Genomic DNA, 17,137 nt, shown 5'->3' on the forward strand with positions numbered 1-17,137 from the left:
CGGAAGTTGATCCTCTTTTTCGGATTATCGCTCTTCTTTTTCCTGTTGTTGATCTTCTTTCCCATATTATCGCTCTTCTTCGCGAGAGTTGATCTTCCTTCCCGGATTATCGCTCTTCTTAACAAACAGGAGTTTTAACTCTCTTATCCACTATAAGATCTGTCCTCTCCCTGGTTTCGTCAATCTCTTTGTTCGGGTAGTAATTAATACACTAAAACATCAATTAACAGGTTTTCATTGCCCTAAGTTAAGGCAAACTAAATAAAAATGTGCTTTTGATACATAAAGGAGGATCGCTTTATGCACAATGTGAAAAAAATGGATTATCCGATTGCAGTTCTATATGCTTCCCGAAACTTATGGTCCGGTTTCCTGTTCGGCTTAGGCTTGATTGCTTTTATTGACGAGGTTGTTTTCCATCAGCTGCTTCATTGGCATCATTTTTATGATAAGGCTACAACGAATATCGGTCTTGTTTCTGATGGTTTTTTTCATGCATTCAGCTGGTTCGCTACCATTGGCAGCTTGTTTCTTGTGGCGGATTTACGACGTAGGAGTGCTTGGTATGTCAAACGTTGGTCTGGCGGCGTTCTGACAGGCGCCGGACTCTTTCAACTGTACGATGGAACGATTCAACATAAGCTGTGGAAATTGCACCAAATCCGCTATGATGTTGACATTCTTCCCTATGACGTTGTCTGGAATGTCACAGCATTTTGCATGTTGTTGGCCGGATTGCTCCTGATCACTCGTACACGACCTAAAAGAATAAAGGAGGATGAATAATATGCATCATTCTTTATCCATAGTTGCACAGCAGCTTCTGTTGATTCCCTTCGTTCTTGCTTGTTTGATGTATATAACCGGAGTAATCTTTTCGGCCAGACGTCAACGTTCTTGGTCGATTTTTCGGACGTGCAGCTGGACCGCTGGATGTATTTTGGCAGGTTTGGCTGTCGCCGGACCATTGGCATCGCTTGCTCATCATAGCTTTTTCCATCATATGCTCGGCCACTTACTGTTAGGAATGCTTGCACCGCTATTGATGGTACTTGGTGCTCCACTGACGCTGTTACTCCGTGCGTTGCCTGTGCATAGTGCCAGACGTGTTTCAAGGCTGTTAAGATGTCGTCTTTTTTCCTTGCTTACTGATCCGGTATTTGCCACCGTTTTAAACATCGGCGGACTTTGGGTATTATATACGACAGAATTGTATGGAGCCATGCATCAAAATCTCCCGCTGCACGTATTTATCCATTTACACGTTTTCATTGCCGGTTATCTATTCACTGCTTCCATGGTCTATATCGATCCAACACCCCACCGGACCGATTACCGCTATCGCGCCAGTATCCTGCTAGCAGCGCTGGCAGGACACGCCACCCTGGCAAAATATCTCTATGGTAATCCGCCTGACTATGTATCCACATCGGAGGCAGAGGCCGGTAGTATGCTAATGTATTATGGAGGAGATTTTATTGACGCAGTCCTCATTTTTCTCGTCTGCCTGCACTGGTTCCAGGCAGCCCGGCCACGGTCTCGGCAAGCTAGTCATCCTATTTACCAATAAATAACCATCCACCAATGGTCTTGGTGGATGGCCAGTTCATAATTCATTCTTATTTAATTAGAAACCGGATACATTAAGCGGAATGTCTCTTGTTCCTTACCAAAATCGACTCCAGTTCTTCCAGAGAACGGCCTTTGGTTTCGGGAACCATTTTCCAAACGAACAAGGCAGAGAGAACGCTCATCAACCCATAGAAAGAATAGGTCAAGCCACCGCTGAACTCCATCATTGATGGGTAAGTAGAAGATATAAAATAGTTAGCTGCCCATTGGGCCGCGACAGCTATTGCAACTGCCTGACCACGGATTTTGTTTGGAAAAATTTCTGCGATTAGTACCCAGACAATCGGACCCCAGGACATCATAAAGGAAGCCGTATAAATAATAATGAAGATCAAGGTGCCAATCCCAATCGCATTAGAAAATGCCATTCCGGCTACACCAAACATTCCGACAGCCATACCGATCGAACCAATAATCAACAATGGTTTCCTTCCAAATTTATCAACCGTAAAGATGGCAATGAGGGTAAAGACGACATTGACCATTCCCATAATGATTGTTTGGAACATGGATGCATCCCGGGCGGCTCCCATGCTTTCAAAAATACGGGGTGCATAATAAAGCGCAACGTTTATGCCGACAAATTGTTGGAATACAGATAGCAAAACACCGATTACAATTATCCTTTTACCAAAAGCGAATAGTTTTGCCTTTCTTTCATCGAAGGACTTTTCAATTTCAAACATCGTTGCTTTTGCCATAGTTTTATCGTAAATCTTGCTGAGTATTTCCTTTGCTTTTTCATTTTGCTGCTTGGAAACAAGGTACCTCGGCGTTTCTGGTACAAAAAAGAGCAAGAAGAGAAACAACGCTGCCGGGATTGCCTCTGATAAAAACATATAGCGCCAACCGGTTTCATTTACCCAAGCGACAGACTGTCCCTTGGCAATACCCCAATTCACAAAATAGACAACTAGCATGCCGAAAATAATGGCAAACTGGTTCAGGGAAACAAGACTGCCTCTCGTTTCGGGAGGTGCAATTTCGCCGATATACATCGGAGATACTGCAGAAGCAAGTCCGACACCAATCCCTCCAATTATCCGATAGAGATTGAAGGTCACCAACAAGGCTATCGTCGGGTCTCCTTTTGTAAAAAATAAAAACTCGGGAAATGCTGATCCTAGTGCGGAAACAAGGAATAACACAGCTGCCAGCACAAGTGAATATTTCCGACCAAGGCTGGAGGCTAAGTAGCCAGACAGAAGCCCTCCGATGATACATCCAATCAGGGCGCTCGAAACCGTTACTCCATGGACAAGCGCACTGAGATTCAAATTATCGGCAAAATAAGCCTGCAATGCTCCCTCTGCACCAGAAATGACCGCAGTATCGTATCCGAATAACAATCCTCCAAGTGTTGCTACCAGGGTTACAAGAATAATATAAAGCTGTTTATGATTTTTCATTTGCTGCCGGAAAGTATCTCGGAAACTCTCCGTCTCCACCCCTTTCTGTTGTAATCGTTTTCTCAAGGGTATTTTATCAATTGCTACTTAGTTTGTCCAGTAAACAAACTAAGTATAAAGACCTATTCTTTTTGCGAAAAAACCTTGGGTTATCTTTTTAATGCTCTGAGTAGACTCGCTTCCCCTTGAAAGCTGGAAACCATCCCTTCTTCCGCTGTGATACGGAATTTCCGCTTAATATCCACCGGCGCCTCAAGCATCTTTTTTGATAGGGCACGTTTTTCATCATCGGGCAAGCCCATCGTTTTACACCATTTCTCAAACTGAAACTGCTTGGGAAACCGATACAGCTCCTCCAGTTCAAATCCTTGCTCCTCAATCATCTGCACCCACTCCGACTTTTTCAAGGCTCGCTGATGACTATAATCCCTGCGTTTTTCAATCTCATTATAAAACAAATCAAAACGATCGGCTTCCGGGGCTGTATTGTCAATGAGAATGAATGTCCCATTTCGCTGTAAAACTCGAAAGGTTTCCTGTACAAATGATGTGATAGTTGAAAAATGATGGGCTGCGATTCTACAAACAGCAATATCGAAGGATTCATCTGCAAATGGAAGCTGTTCAGCATCCGCTTCCATAACTTCCACGTTCGTATGTCCGTTATTTTCAAGAAAATCACGTGAGACTTCTAAAATCTCTGTTGTTAAATCTACGGCTGTCACTCTCCTCACCAGTGGAGCCAGTGCGTTCGCCACATGACCGCCTCCTGTTGCAATGTCCAAGACGGACTCTTTGCCAGTCCAGTCGATCATTGCTTTCAGTTTTTCTAAGTCATTCCCCTGGGCATGGATCGTACTTGTTACATAATTGGCAGCATTTTTTCCGAATTGGGATTGTACATCCGCTTTCGGTTGATTCGCATGGTTCATCGCCTACAACTCCTTTTTTACATTTTCCAGTCCACTCTTTATTCTGGATTTTTTTCTAAATACCTGCTATTTCTCCTAGCAGTTTCTTTCGTTATGTAGAAAAAACGCTGCCGTTTCGAACATACACAACCAGCCAGCTCAAACCAACTACCAATAGGAGACCTCCGGCCAGTGTGTAGACCAGCGCAATACTTGTTATATCCAGCAAAAAGAAGGAAATGAGCGGTCCTATCGCCGCTCCTATATCAACGACAATGGTATAGGCAGTCATCATTTTCACACGATCCGTCTTTGCCGCTGTACTGGCTGCCATTGTATCGGAAGTAGTGACAAACGCAGTAGATATGAGTTGAAATACCAACAATGCAGGTAACAGAACGCTCAACGAAGCAGCATTTCCAAGGAATATGAAAACAATCCCACCGGAAAACAGTACGACCAATAACGTCTTTACCATAACTCGGCTTGTCTTCAGTGCTTTCCCAATCAATGGAGCGACAAATGGATCCCAGCCCCAGCGTATTGCCTGTATAACACCGGCAATGGTTGCCGCCCCAACGGCAAATCCACCTACAGACCAGTTTTCCGACACGTTTTCAGCAATCAATTGACTGAGCGTGGATGCGAACAATCCAAATACCATGATTCCCACTACACAACCTGTTCCAAGCACGAGCCATATCTGCCGGACCATCCCCACTTTATCTGAGCAGACTGTCCTCTAGACGTAGAGGGACTATCTTGATGATTGGGCGGTACTAGGAAATATACTAATGGAATTGTTAATAGTCCGATAAAAGCAAACAGGCTGGAAGTAAACAGAAAAGAGGTTTGGTCAATCAACATCCCACCGGCAAGCATCCCGGTCAATCCTCCGAGCCCCCATAATCCATTATACAATCCGACATACTGGCCCCTATTGCTGTCATTCGATGCCTCAATTACGGACAGATATCCACCGAGCCGAAGAAGTGACCAGGAAATCCCCCATATTGCCCGCATGAGCAGAAGCAGCCAAAAATTCGCCATCCATCCATAAGAAGCTGTCGTTATTACAGCTAAGCATACTGCAATCATGATACCGGTACGTCGATGAAAATGTTGATAAAACAAACCTATCAGTGGATTGACCGGCAGCCGGATAAACCGGTTGACCGACAGAAGCACCCCTACTTGCCACAGGGAGACAAGCCCTGCATCCTTCCAATATATCGGCAGCGCAATCAGCAACATCGCATCTCCCAGAACAGCTGCTGCTGTAATAAATGCTATTCCGATAATTTGTTTCTTTTCGCCCCATCTTTTCTTGTGGTTGCCCTTATTCATATAATCCCCTCCCCTTCTTAAAGTCTACCTAATAAAAAGAGGAAAAAAAGTGTATAATAAAGGCAAATATATTTCCCCCTTTCCCAAGTGAGGTGACAAAATGAGATTGTTGGAACACTATCAACTTTTGTACAACATATTGCCTGGCCAAGAAAAAGCCCATTCTATAACCATCGGCATGCTGGCCAAAAGCCTATCCTGTACAGAGCGGAATGCCAAGTTGATCATCCACCGTATGCAGCAAGCTGGCTGGATTGTCTGGAAGCCAGGTAAAGGAAGGGGAAACACTTCCTCTATTATGCTACTGGCCGATCTGGAAGAACTGATTCTCGCCGAGGCTAAAGAACGTAGTACTGTTTCGATGGAAGAAGGAATCTATTTTTTACACCGGTTTTCTATCAGCAAACATACACAGCGACTATTTGTCGACTGGTTGTTTTTTGCTTCTGATGGCGGCCATACGAAACCACCCGATACAATCGACCGGCTCCAATTCCCTTCGTACCGGCCGCTGCCGAAATTGGATCCAATGCTGGTTCATCGCCGCTCGGAAAACCATATCATGCGACATATATTCAATCGGCTGATCCGTTATGACGAAAAAGCCGAAAAACATGTCCCCGAGCTGGCGCATGCCTGGTCCCACAATCACGACTATACAGTGTGGATTTTTCAGTTAAGAAAAAGGGTTCGCTTCCATAATGAAAAAGAATTAGTTGCAGAGGATGTATGTTACAGTTTTCTTCGTCACCAGAAAACATGCTCAGCTTATCATTGGATTTTAGCTAATCTGGAAAAGGCAGAAGCACTTCATCCTTATACCGTACAATTCACTTTTGAAAAACCAATGCCGCATTTTTTGCATCTTGCGACAAGCATGGGCGGCAGCATTGTACCGTCCGAGGATCATTCTGACGCTATCCCAATAGGCACAGGACCCTTTCAGGTTGTCGAAAACACACTTACGCAACTGAGGCTCAAGACATTTGAACATTTTTTCGGGACCAGGCCCTTCCTGGATGAAGTTAATATGTATTTTTTCCCTGAGTTGTATGACAACCAACCTTCCGAGGTGGTGGAAAGTGAACGAGTCAATTTTTACCAGTATCCTTACACTTCTAAATCGACAGCAAACTTCCAACAAACAACCGTATTGGATCAAGGCAGTAAACTGTTATCGCTGAACGGGAATAAAGGGCGATTGGCTACCGATACAATGCTGCGCAAGGCTATTTTTCATTTATTACAACCAGAGGAATTGATCAGACAACTGCAGGGAAACCGTTATTTGCCAGCTGGCAGACTTTTACGCGATACCGAAAACGACGCCTCGTTACTTAGAAATCCTGCTTTGGTACATGAGCTACTCAATGCAAGCAGTTATCAAGGGGAAACCTTTCACTTATATAGTTATACTGGAGCTGGAAACGAATTGGATGGCAGATGGATTCAGCAGCAATTATCAAAAGCGGGTGTGGATGTAACCTTACATTTTCTTCCGTATGAAGAACTAATGCGACAAAATCTCGATGCTGCCGATATGTTGCTAGGCGAGCAGCTTGCCGATGAAAGTCGACTTCAGACTTATTTATCCTGTTTTCAAGGAACGCACAGTTTACCAGCCCACCACATTCCTGACCAAAATCGAAAACGGATTCAACGAATGGTTTCAGACAATCTTTCGGAGAAGGAGCATATTCAACGATTGCAGCAAGAAGAAGCAGCGTTGTGTAACAATCACCACTTACTTTTTTTATACCGCTTAGAACAGTTTGCCATCTATCCAAAAAACGTTGAGAACATTCAGCTAAACGCTTTGGGTTGGGTTGACTATACAAAACTCTGGTTTAACCCCTTATCGGTAAGAAAGGAGATCGAGAATGAATGAACAGACGATGTTATCCATCATTAGCCAACATCTTCCTTGGTTAACCATTGAATCAACCAGCTTTGAATATTCAGGTTGGGACCATGACATTATCATAATAAATGAGAAGCTTGTCTTCCGGTTTCCCAAACATCAAGCCGTTCGCCGCCATACCGAACGGGAAATCGCCCTGTTGAAGGCAATCGAGAATACGAGTCCGCCGCTCCAGATTCCCACCTGTCAAGCGATTCGGGATAAACAAGGGAATGCCATTGCTACCTATTACCAGCTTATTGAGGGGGAGCCTTTAGCGTCTGTTTTGGATCATCCCCTATTTTCCAAGGAAAGGAGTGCCAAGCTGCTTGGTGAATTTCTCAGTAAGCTTCACCAAATTCCTGCCAAACAAGTTGCCAGTCCCCTTTTCACGACTCATACACTCGAATATTGGCAACGGTTATTTGCTTCTGTCCAAAAGCAAATATTTCCATACTTATCGAAAGAAGATAGCCAAATGGTATCTGATTTTTTTCATGCCTTTTTGGAACAAGGGAAAGGACAAACGATTCAAAAGGCTTGGATACACGGTGATTTATCCGCCGACAATATTATCTTCAACAAGAAATCCGGATTAGTAACCGGGATTATCGATTTCACCGATTCTCAATATGGGGATCCGGCCTTTGATTTCGCCGGATTTTATTGGGATTTCGGACCCGCCTTTACCAGCCAGGTCCTGCGGTATTATTCAGGAATGGAGCCTGGTGAACATCTTTTCGAACGTATCCAGAATTTTTACGGTCTCCAGCCCGTTTTTCATGAATTATTATATCAGGTAAAACAAGGACAGTCGGTGAATTGGCCGACTGCCCTGGAAAGATTCAAGCGATTAAGAAAGATGCAAGACTCTAAATACCATTATTTCAATTAACGGATTTTCGCCTCATCGATATCGCGCCTGTAATTGTTTTGATGAATCTGCCGAAAAGCAGCGATCGTCTGGAAAAACGGACGGTGGTAATTGCCATCTTCCTCAACCGTCCAGCAGGTAGCCAATACGCTGTGGCAGAATCCCCATAACACCAAACGCTGTTTATCCAGCTTTAGGATATCTGTAAAAATTTTTATCCGTTGGTCGATGACAGAGACAGGATTTTCTTCTGGAAGCTTGTTAAGTAAATATTGTACCAAGTCATACTCCCGCTCTCCAATCAAGCCTTTAGGGTCGATCGCTTTCCACTCCTTTTCCCCGCTTTGAAGGACGTTGTAGTGATGGAAATCACCATGTAACACCCATTGCTTTTTCCTTGTACTGTGTAAGCGGTGAAAAGTACGCTGTGCTTCCAGCAATACCGATTGGCTAATCGGCCCACATCCCTTAGGATAATCGGCAATAATCTTTGCCAAGGATGCTTCCCGGTCCTCTGTGGTCGGGAGCGCTGTTTCTCCCAGAGGTTCTCTGATCAGCTGTTCAAACACATCCGCCGCAATCCGACAAGCTTTGTCCTCCTCTTCCACCTCAGCCAGCGTTACACCCGGTTCAATCCGTTCTAAAAGAAGGGCGCCCAGTTTCTCATCAAAATCTATCAATTGGACGATTGCCGGAGATTCCAAATGCCGAAGTGCTTCTAATTCATAAGCAAAATCTTCACCGGGAATCGACAGCTTTACGACCAATTTCCTTCCATCTATTCTAACTGCTGGTGCGACATAGTTGATTGACAGTACATATGGTTCCTTCATCTCCAGCTGCCAAATTTGCTCACATTGTTTGATTATTTCCGGCAGTCGTTCCAGCCATGCTTCGCCTTCCTGTTTAAAGTGATGCTTAACGTTTTTGACAAAATCCTGCTGGAAGGGGGGAGGGTCCCCTCTGTTTTCAAACAAGAATATCAGCGCCTTTAATCCAGCGTCCGTTTGTCGTTTGTTTCAGGAAGGTTGGTTTGGCAGCATACTCTCGGATGACGTTACGGATGTATTCCGGTTTGAATACAGGATTACGATTATCGGCCAAAACCGGATAACCTGATCCTCGTTGTAAATAATCTGAGCTAGCCACTGTGTACCATGTTTCATCCTCGATTTCTCGCCCGGTAATGGAGACCTTGATGAGACGATAGCCGTCATGCAATACGGTAGCTCCGGAAATATGAAGCCTTCCTGCATATTTGCCTCTGAACCCTGGTCCTCTGCCATCTGCCAGGCAAACCTGAGCATCCAGTGACTGCTCCAATGCTACTTTTAAAGTTTTTCCCTTTATCTCAAATGTCGTCGGATTTAATGGAGAAGGACAGGTTTCGATCAGTTTTTTCTCCGATACGTACTCAAATATACCTGTATGTGCGATACCGCTATTGATCAATCCGATGTCGGTCTGCAATAAATCCTTCAACCCGTCGGCGATTAAATTCGCCAACGGGTTTTCCTCTACTACATCATGCCATAGTGGCTGCTTCAATGTGTAAAGGGGCTGACTTAAATTTTTGACTCCCTTTTCTTTATTTGTTGCTAATATATCGGCTATCCTACTGGATGCTTCAGCCTTATCTGTCGAGAGCATGCTACTGTCGGTCAAGGTGACTTTTCCGTTTTCTACCGTTAACTCGAGAACGCCTACATGTTCGCCAAACGATCCGGCACTATTGCAAATCGTGCCATTTATCACCCTGGGTTCGGTATAAAGCTGGTGGTCATGCGCAGATATCAATACATCAATGCCTTCGATTTCTTCAGCAAGCTTTTGATCTGCGGCTGTGCCGATATGACTTAAAACCACACAAAGGTCAAATAATCCACGCTTCCTTTCCAATTCTGTTTGCAATGCTGTTTTATAATCGGATACATGGATACCGAGCCCGTCGTTGAATTCATCCAAATTTGGCGATGAACCGGTAATTAATATACGCAGGCCATCTTTTTCGATGATCGTACTACTAACCACTCCCTCAATCGGTGCCAAATCCTTTTTTAAAAGATTGTTGCTGATAAAAGGTACCGTGCTGTTCCCTGCCATATACTCAAGTGTTTCCATGCCGTTGAATATTTCATTATTTCCAATGGTCAATGCATCGTATCCGGCCTCGCTCAACAACTCAATCGCTGCCATTCCTTTAGTTCCTTGTAATTCGATGCTTTTAAAATCGGCAAAATCCCCGCCGTCCAATAGTAAAGTATGTTTATCCTTATGCTGTCGGATCAGTGACACAGCTCTGGAAAAGTTGTCATAATGACTGTGCACATCATTGGTATGTATAATTTTAAGCTTCATCAATATCCCCCTTTATTGCTGTTATGGTGGCTACTTTTTAAATACGGTTACTATTGCATAAAAGATCAAAACTGCAGTGTAACGTTAAAGAGACTTTCTACCATTTTTCCCTCGTTGAGGTGAAATGCGGTGCTGCGGAAAGAGAGTGTTTTTTTCCGCATTGCTGAATTGCCACTCAACCTGTAAAGGATAGGTGGAAGTCACTGGAAAGTTGTGTAGCAGTTTCTCTCTACTTAGACGAAAGCAACAAAGCATATAATGGCCTATCCTTCTAATAATTCGCAAAAACCTTCCAAATTCCTGCTAAAAAACGGTCCTTTCTTTGTTAAAAGGGGACCGCTTTCCTGTACTTCACCATAAAATTTTCAAGGCATTGATAGCTACCGTTCTAGTATTCGTTATTTGCTTCCATAACGATATGGATTGATTAGTATATGCGTTTTCTTCTACTGTTTTACTCTTCACCTTTCTATTCTTGCTTTTTTCTTTTATATTACTTCTTCGCGGGTTTTTTTCTCCTTTTATTAACACCGCAGAAGATTCGTTACCTTTTTTAGATTTGCTGGCCGTTTTTCTTGGTTGCGAGAAACTTTTCCATTCCAGTTCTTCTGGCGGTTGGAGATCTTTGTCATCCATTTTCAAGGTCACCGATCTTCTTCCCATTGATCGCCAGTTTTCCTTGAATAGTTCCCGATCGTATACTTCCTCTTGACCAGTGTAGGGGTCGTTGACGATAACATGATCCTCATCAAATCCAACAATAACAACCGCATGCTCATAACGATACCAATCTATTTGTTCGCCTTCTTCATCTACCCATGAAATACTATGATAGGTTTTTTGCTGATTAATCGTAGTCCATGCCATTACAGGCTTTCCAGTCTGGATGACATCCAAAATCGTTTGAAAGCTTTTCCCTGTTAAATCAACTGCCCTTCCAGGCATAATCTGATCAATCGTATGTAAGATAGGTCCTTCAAAAACCCCAAAGCTGCCTTCCTCCGAGTATGGATCGCCAACAAATTGAAAGTCGGGATTTGCTCCCACAGCTTGTCCATCTATTTCTCTGACCTTACTCCCTTTCGGCAGCCTTTCTACTATTTCAAACTTGCTTATATCGACTCCGCCCCAATTTAATAGCATTGCCAACGCTGTGGATTCACAGCCTGTTGGAAGTTCGGGGTATTGATCAAAAACCGGTATTCCTTTTATCCGAACTCCTGATGCCTGAATGCGTTTACTTTTAGAAAAACAGAAACTAGTCATAAAAAGCATAAACACCATACATACAATCATTAACTTCCTAACGTATTTCCCCACTAAAAAAATCCTCTCTGCTATCTTTCTATTCTCGCAGCCTCAATTTCAACGGTTTTAAAATAGTATTATTTTACTATTTTAATGGTAATAAAAGAATATCCTTCCCCCATTTATACTATAATAGTTATCTATCTATTTCCACCCTTTTTCCAAATTTTATAAAAACTCCTTCGCGGATGACTCACTTGGCTGGATTAGTCTTTTGGATAAATAGAAAAACCCTTAAAATAAATGATATGTTCAACTCTGTAGCTTCATCAAAATTAAAAAAGCCATCCCACTGAAACACCTCAGTAGAATGGCTTTTTTTCGGTTATTGCTGGTATCCGTCAACCACGACGTCTAGCTTTCCGGTATCAGGTGCAATGACTAACCCGTGCACCGGTACATCGGAAGGCAGCATCGGATGGTGTTTGATGGTTTCGACACTGTGCTTGACACTGTCTTCCACCCGATCGAACCCTTGTAAAAATTGATCTAGATTTACACCGGAATGCTCCAATGTCGCCAATGTTTCTTCACTTACTCCTCGCTCTTTCACTTTGTCCAACATCGCTTCAGCGTTTAAACTGGACATGCCGCAGTTATGATGACCGACAACGAATACCTCGTCTGCTTTCAGTTCATAAACAGCTACGAGTATGCTCTGCATAACGCTGCCAAACGGATCGCCTACGATTGCTCCAGCAGTTTTAATGACTTTCGCATCCCCATTGCCGATATTCATCGACTGGGGAAGCAGTTCCACAAGGCGGGTGTCCATGCAGGAGATAATGACCGCCCTCTTATTCGGAAACTTGTCTGTTTGATATTTTTCATAGTCCTGGTTTCCGACAAACTTTTCATTGTGCGCCAAAATTTCTTCCAATAACTTCATTTTAGTCCCTCTCTTCTATTATATGTACTAGATAAATTATAAAAGGTCTTTCAAAAAAAATAAAATAAATAGGTAATGACTTCATTAATTTTGCAAAGGATCAGGTGCCATCAATCGATCCTTTCGACCGTAAACCTCTATTTCTATCATCTTCCTATGAAAAATAATCCCTGCCATATCAATAATCTAAAGCTATTGCCTGATTTTTACTTTGACATTTTAACTAGATAGAAATAATATGGTAAAGGTAATAAAAGGAGGTTGCTTATGACTGGCGAGAAAAAACAGAAAATTGTGGACAGCGTACCTCAGAAAGGCTTTTTTGGTCACCCGAAAGGTTTATTTACGCTATTTTTTACTGAATTTTGGGAACGTTTTTCCTACTATGGAATGCGGGCGATTCTCGTATTCTACATGTACTACGAAGTATCCAGCGGCGGATTAGGACTGCCGGAAAGCACTGCGCTTGCTATTATGTCTATTTACGGATCACTCGTATATATGTCGGGTATAATTGGAGGCTGGCTTGCCGATAGAGTTCTCGGTACTTCAAGAGCACTTTTATACGGTGGAATTTTGATTATGTTCGGACATATTGCCCTGGCAATTCCAGGTAGCATTACATTGTTCTTTGTCTCAATGGTACTGATCGTCCTGGGAACAGGTTTATTGAAACCGAATGTTTCTACCATGGTCGGTGAGATTTACAGTGAGAAAGACCAGCGTCGCGATGCCGGCTTCAGTATTTTTTACATGGGTATTAATCTAGGAGGTTTTCTTGCTCCGTTAATTGTCGGAACACTCGGAACAGAAGTTAACTTTCATCTCGGTTTCGGTATAGCCGCAGTCGGAATGTTTTGTGGATTGATGGTTTATATCTTTACGAGAAAGAAAAACCTTGGTCTTGCCGGAAACTATGTTGGTAATCCCTTATCCGCGGAAGAAATGAAAAAATTCACTAAATGGATGGTACTGGCTGCTATCGTGGTCATTGTGCTTATCGCCTTTACCATTCCAATGGGACTGCTTACCTTTGATACGTTTATCGGATTGATCGGCGTGCTTGGTATTTTGATTCCTACTATATACTTTGTGGTCATGTACCGTAGTCCGAAAACAACAACTGTGGAACGGTCAAGGATTATCGCCTATATTCCCCTTTTCATCGCTTCGGTAATGTTCTGGGCAATTCAAGAACAAGGGTCGACAATCCTGGCTAATTATGCCGATCAGCGCACTCAACTACAATTTGCAGGTATTGATATTTCTCCGGCTTGGTTTCAGTCACTGAACCCATTGTTCATCATTTTCCTGGCACCTGCATTTGCCTGGTTATGGGTCAAGCTTGGTGATCGCCAGCCGTCCGTACCGAAGAAGTTCTCTTTAGGTCTGTTGTTTGCCGGTTTGTCGTTCATCGTCATCCTTGTGCCTGGAGCTTTAAGCGGAGATGCATTAGTCAATCCATTATGGCTGGTACTAAGTTACTTTATCGTGGTGCTTGGTGAATTGTGCTTATCACCAGTAGGGTTGTCAGCCACCACGAAATTGGCGCCTGCAGCCTTCTCAGCTCAAACGATGAGCCTATGGTTCCTGTCCAATGCAGCAGCCCAAGCGATCAACGCACAAATTGTCAAATTCTACACAGACGAAACCGAGACACTTTACTTTGGTATCATCGGTGGATCTGCCTTAGTATTAAGCTTGTTGTTGTTCCTGCTTTCGCCTGTCATTCAAAAGAAAATGCAAGGTGTCAAGTAACAACAGCGTATATTTATTAACTGTCCACACAATGAATTTTTTGATAATTGTTAACAAAAGCGGCTTGGCGCTCTCAGCGTTGAGCCGCTTTTTATGTAACTCCGGTTTTCTGACGACTTTCCTTTCCCCAACGGAGGGGATTTTTTCAAGGCAATCATATAAACAATCAATTATTTGCCCAATTATATTCCTGTTTATCCAGCGACTAAATATTTGGAAAAAGAGCCATTACATGACTATCCATACATATTCCCACCTTTTCCAGCCGGCAAAACATATTCTTTCTGTTTCCAGCCTAACACGGCCACACCGATAACAGATACAAATGGATAAGCAATACTGATTGCAGCTAGACAGAATAACAAGGAAACCAATAAAGTTTGATCTGCGGGCATTTGGCGTTTTGTTCTAGCTAAAACCGACATCCTGATTTCCATTTGATAATGAAAAAATCGTCTTGTTAAAACGGTATAGAACCATAATTGAACCGGTAACCACCAAGGCTGCTCCTGTAACATAAGTAAGCACAGTATAAGCACTGGAGATATAAGTAGTGCCGTACGTGCAAACCAATAGAAGAATCCACGCTTCCACTGCTTCAACTCCCAAGGCAAACAATAAACCAGCCTGTTGCCGAAGCCACCGAAAAAAAAAACTGGAAGCCATTTGCACAAATAAAAAGATGGCCAGCGCTATTCCAAACCCAAACAGCCAATCATTGCGGGTACCAAGAAGCACTAATAGAATCAAGACACTGCCAATCGTACGGATCACCGCTTCTTTCTGTTCCAATAAATAGTTTTTCCAGAGCCTTCGATAAATTCTGACAGGGTTGGAGTAATCAAATCTTTTACGATTCACTCTACTTGTGAATAATTGCTGAATCCACCCCTGCTTAGATGGAGGCTTTATTTCCATTTGCGACATTTTGTTAATAAACCACATATTCCAGATGATCAAATCATTCGTCTGCACGACTTTCGACCAGTTTACGGACTCGGTCGCTCTTTTTAGCAGCAAGATGTTTGTACCTGCAAGGAATACAAACAGCACTCCCATCCACCAAGCCGAACCGCCGACATACATACTAAGCAACCTGACAATTGCAGCCATAACGACAATTGCTGTGCTTGTCATCAACTTTATTAAAAAATGTCTTTGGAACAGTCGCCACTGAGGGACTGCCATTAACACATCCATCAAAATGATCAAACCAGCTGTCATCATGACAAAATCGAAAGCAAGCGGCGTAATAAAAGCGATAAAACCGGCAAGAAACACCCAAACAGCCGTGGTTTTCAGCAACCTCTCGCCTATACAATATTGCCAGAGTTGTTGTTTGGAAAATGGCAGCATGCTTAATTTCAATTCGGCACTCGAGAATAGCACCCCTGGTCTGGTAAAAGAGGTTATAACAGGACGCACAAACAGGACGAGAACAAGATTGAGATAATTGGCTGTAACAAATGATTGCAACTGAAGAATTCTATCAGCTGACTCTTGCAACGTTTCATGTAAGATGAAAAATCCAAACAGTAGGAATGCTCCTAAATAGATTGATATAGTCACATCAAAGCTTACACCGAAGGCCAGCTTGTACAGCTTTGATTTCTTTCTGAAACGATGCCTTTTCACATATCGATAAACACTCCAGGCATTTTCGAACCCAGTCATTCTGAAAATCTCCGTTTCAGGACTTGAAAGCTGTTTATATCTCCATGGTCGACCACCTTTCCATGCTGTAGCATGATAAAATGATCGGCTAACTGCTGGACACGGTCCAATTGGTGGGAAGTCAGTAAAATTATTGTTCCCTGTTCAGCCTTCTCTTTCACCGCTTCTGCTAAAAATTCGGAAGCATAGATGTCCAACCCCATAAAGGGTTCATCAATAAGTAATAACGGGACCTCGGGAAGCAATGCACATATCGTCTGTACTTTTTGCCGCATTCCCTTTGATAAGGATTCGGGAAACTCATCAAGTTTATCGGTTATTTCCATCTTTCTGGATAAATAATCAACCTTCTCCACTAGCTCCTGCTCATCGATTTGATAACTTCGGCCATAAAGTTGAAAATGCTGCATAGCGGTTAGTTCCGGAAGTAGAAAAGGCTCTTCGGGTATGTAGGATAACATTTGTTTAAAGGGAAGAAAATCTTCCTCCTGAGAGACACCGTTTAATACAATTTTGCCCATTTTCCTCTCCTGCAGTCCAATCAATGTTTTCATGATGGTAGACTTTCCCGCTCCATTGTGACCGATTAAAGCGGTTATGGTACCAGGATCTAAATAGAATGACATGTTTTGCAGAATCGGCTCCCGATTTATTTCTACGGAAACCTCCTCTACCAGTAATCCTTGCAACCAGATCACCTGCCCTCCTTTTGGTTTAACTGATTTACGTTTTATTACATAGATTGGTTTCGTTTTATGTCAAAAATAGAGCAGTCCCATGTCTAGCGAGTTTTGAAAAATAACAGGAGGGGTTCTAAAGGTTATGGTTATCCAGGAATTAATAGCTTGCAGAGAAACATAGTATTCCTCTGCAAGCTTGAGAACAATTCAACTTTCATGTAGTTGTTCAATTGATACTTGCTGCTTACTCTCTGGATTCTCCAAGGCATAAACCTGTGCGGTTCCGTTCTGTTCGTCAACTTCTTGAATGTAAACCGGATTTCCCTGATAGGTAACCTTGATTAAATCTTGTGACTGTCTAATCGCTTTTGCACGTTGGCTTTCCATCACTTTTCCT

Annotated in this window: 17 protein-coding genes; 5 read left to right on the top strand and 12 right to left on the bottom strand. The window is 42.9% G+C overall.

Features of this window, described 5'->3' with window-relative positions; genetic code table 11:
• The first annotated feature begins 300 nt into the window (after window positions 1-300).
• Together BLR82_RS05280 and BLR82_RS05285 are read left to right on the top strand one after the other, a co-directional pair.
• Window positions 301-786, top strand: a complete 486-nt coding sequence (locus BLR82_RS05280) for a DUF2243 domain-containing protein (protein ID WP_074597916.1) — start codon at window positions 301-303, stop codon at window positions 784-786.
• A gap of 1 nt (window position 787) precedes the next feature.
• Window positions 788-1,570, top strand: a complete 783-nt coding sequence (locus tag BLR82_RS05285) for a cytochrome c oxidase assembly protein (RefSeq protein ID WP_342721222.1) — start codon at window positions 788-790, stop codon at window positions 1,568-1,570.
• 73 nt (window positions 1,571-1,643) lie between these two features.
• Here the strand turns inward: BLR82_RS05285 and xylE are convergent, their stop codons facing one another.
• The 4 genes from xylE to BLR82_RS21255 form a co-directional block, all read right to left on the bottom strand.
• Window positions 1,644-3,041, bottom strand: a complete 1,398-nt coding sequence (gene xylE / locus BLR82_RS05290) for a D-xylose transporter XylE (protein WP_074597918.1) — start codon at window positions 3,039-3,041, stop codon at window positions 1,644-1,646.
• Window positions 3,042-3,190: 149 nt separating this feature from the next.
• Window positions 3,191-3,973: a class I SAM-dependent methyltransferase gene (locus BLR82_RS05295; RefSeq protein ID WP_074597919.1), complete on the bottom strand. Its 783-nt coding sequence runs from the start codon at window positions 3,971-3,973 to the stop codon at window positions 3,191-3,193.
• Between the two features lie 91 nt (window positions 3,974-4,064).
• Complete coding sequence (locus tag BLR82_RS21250) at window positions 4,065-4,625, bottom strand: MFS transporter (RefSeq protein WP_245693645.1); 561 nt, start codon at window positions 4,623-4,625, stop codon at window positions 4,065-4,067.
• Window positions 4,625-5,299 (bottom strand): MFS transporter, encoded by a 675-nt coding sequence (locus tag BLR82_RS21255; RefSeq protein WP_245693646.1) that lies wholly within the window; start codon window positions 5,297-5,299, stop codon window positions 4,625-4,627. The genes BLR82_RS21250 and BLR82_RS21255 overlap by 1 nt, the downstream gene beginning before the upstream one ends.
• A gap of 100 nt (window positions 5,300-5,399) precedes the next feature.
• On the opposite strand from BLR82_RS21255, the gene BLR82_RS05305 reads away from it, so the two are divergent.
• Together BLR82_RS05305 and BLR82_RS05310 are read left to right on the top strand one after the other, a co-directional pair.
• Window positions 5,400-7,187 carry an SgrR family transcriptional regulator gene (locus BLR82_RS05305; protein ID WP_074597920.1) on the top strand — a complete coding sequence of 596 codons (1,788 nt, stop codon included), beginning with the start codon at window positions 5,400-5,402 and terminating at the stop codon, window positions 7,185-7,187.
• Window positions 7,180-8,094: a phosphotransferase family protein gene (locus BLR82_RS05310; RefSeq protein ID WP_074597921.1), complete on the top strand. Its 915-nt coding sequence runs from the start codon at window positions 7,180-7,182 to the stop codon at window positions 8,092-8,094. The genes BLR82_RS05305 and BLR82_RS05310 overlap by 8 nt, the downstream gene beginning before the upstream one ends.
• Here the strand turns inward: BLR82_RS05310 and BLR82_RS05315 are convergent.
• The 4 genes from BLR82_RS05315 to BLR82_RS05330 form a co-directional block, all read right to left on the bottom strand.
• A complete protein-coding gene (locus tag BLR82_RS05315; RefSeq protein WP_083334714.1) occupies window positions 8,091-9,050 on the bottom strand; it encodes an aminoglycoside phosphotransferase family protein in 960 nt (319 codons plus the stop codon). The genes BLR82_RS05310 and BLR82_RS05315 overlap by 4 nt on opposite strands.
• Window positions 9,043-10,431: a bifunctional metallophosphatase/5'-nucleotidase gene (locus BLR82_RS05320; protein ID WP_074597922.1), complete on the bottom strand. Its 1,389-nt coding sequence runs from the start codon at window positions 10,429-10,431 to the stop codon at window positions 9,043-9,045. Before BLR82_RS05320 ends, BLR82_RS05315 begins: the two co-directional genes overlap by 8 nt.
• A gap of 351 nt (window positions 10,432-10,782) precedes the next feature.
• Window positions 10,783-11,751: a C39 family peptidase gene (locus BLR82_RS05325; RefSeq protein WP_245693647.1), complete on the bottom strand. Its 969-nt coding sequence runs from the start codon at window positions 11,749-11,751 to the stop codon at window positions 10,783-10,785.
• Window positions 11,752-12,064: 313 nt separating this feature from the next.
• Window positions 12,065-12,628, bottom strand: a complete 564-nt coding sequence (locus BLR82_RS05330; RefSeq protein ID WP_074597924.1) for a beta-class carbonic anhydrase — start codon at window positions 12,626-12,628, stop codon at window positions 12,065-12,067.
• Between the two features lie 267 nt (window positions 12,629-12,895).
• Here BLR82_RS05330 and BLR82_RS05335 point away from each other — a divergent pair, with 267 nt between their 5' ends.
• Complete coding sequence (locus BLR82_RS05335) at window positions 12,896-14,386, top strand: peptide MFS transporter (RefSeq protein WP_074597925.1); 1,491 nt, start codon at window positions 12,896-12,898, stop codon at window positions 14,384-14,386.
• 236 nt (window positions 14,387-14,622) lie between these two features.
• Here the strand turns inward: BLR82_RS05335 and BLR82_RS20755 are convergent, their stop codons facing one another.
• The 4 genes from BLR82_RS20755 to BLR82_RS05350 form a co-directional block, all read right to left on the bottom strand.
• Window positions 14,623-14,811, bottom strand: a complete 189-nt coding sequence (locus BLR82_RS20755) for a hypothetical protein (RefSeq protein WP_139186891.1) — start codon at window positions 14,809-14,811, stop codon at window positions 14,623-14,625.
• Window positions 14,795-16,060, bottom strand: coding sequence for a hypothetical protein (locus BLR82_RS05340; protein WP_074597926.1), 1,266 nt, complete (start codon window positions 16,058-16,060; stop codon window positions 14,795-14,797). Before BLR82_RS05340 ends, BLR82_RS20755 begins: the two co-directional genes overlap by 17 nt.
• Window positions 16,057-16,758 (bottom strand): ABC transporter ATP-binding protein, encoded by a 702-nt coding sequence (locus BLR82_RS05345; RefSeq protein WP_245693648.1) that lies wholly within the window; start codon window positions 16,756-16,758, stop codon window positions 16,057-16,059. Before BLR82_RS05345 ends, BLR82_RS05340 begins: the two co-directional genes overlap by 4 nt.
• Window positions 16,759-16,947: 189 nt before the next feature.
• Window positions 16,948-17,127, bottom strand: a complete 180-nt coding sequence (locus BLR82_RS05350; RefSeq protein WP_074597927.1) for an H-type small acid-soluble spore protein — start codon at window positions 17,125-17,127, stop codon at window positions 16,948-16,950.
• Between the last annotated feature and the right edge of the window lie 10 nt (window positions 17,128-17,137).

It is taken from the genome of Sediminibacillus halophilus (assembly GCF_900103695.1).
GTDB lineage: Bacteria > Bacillota > Bacilli > Bacillales > Amphibacillaceae > Sediminibacillus > Sediminibacillus halophilus.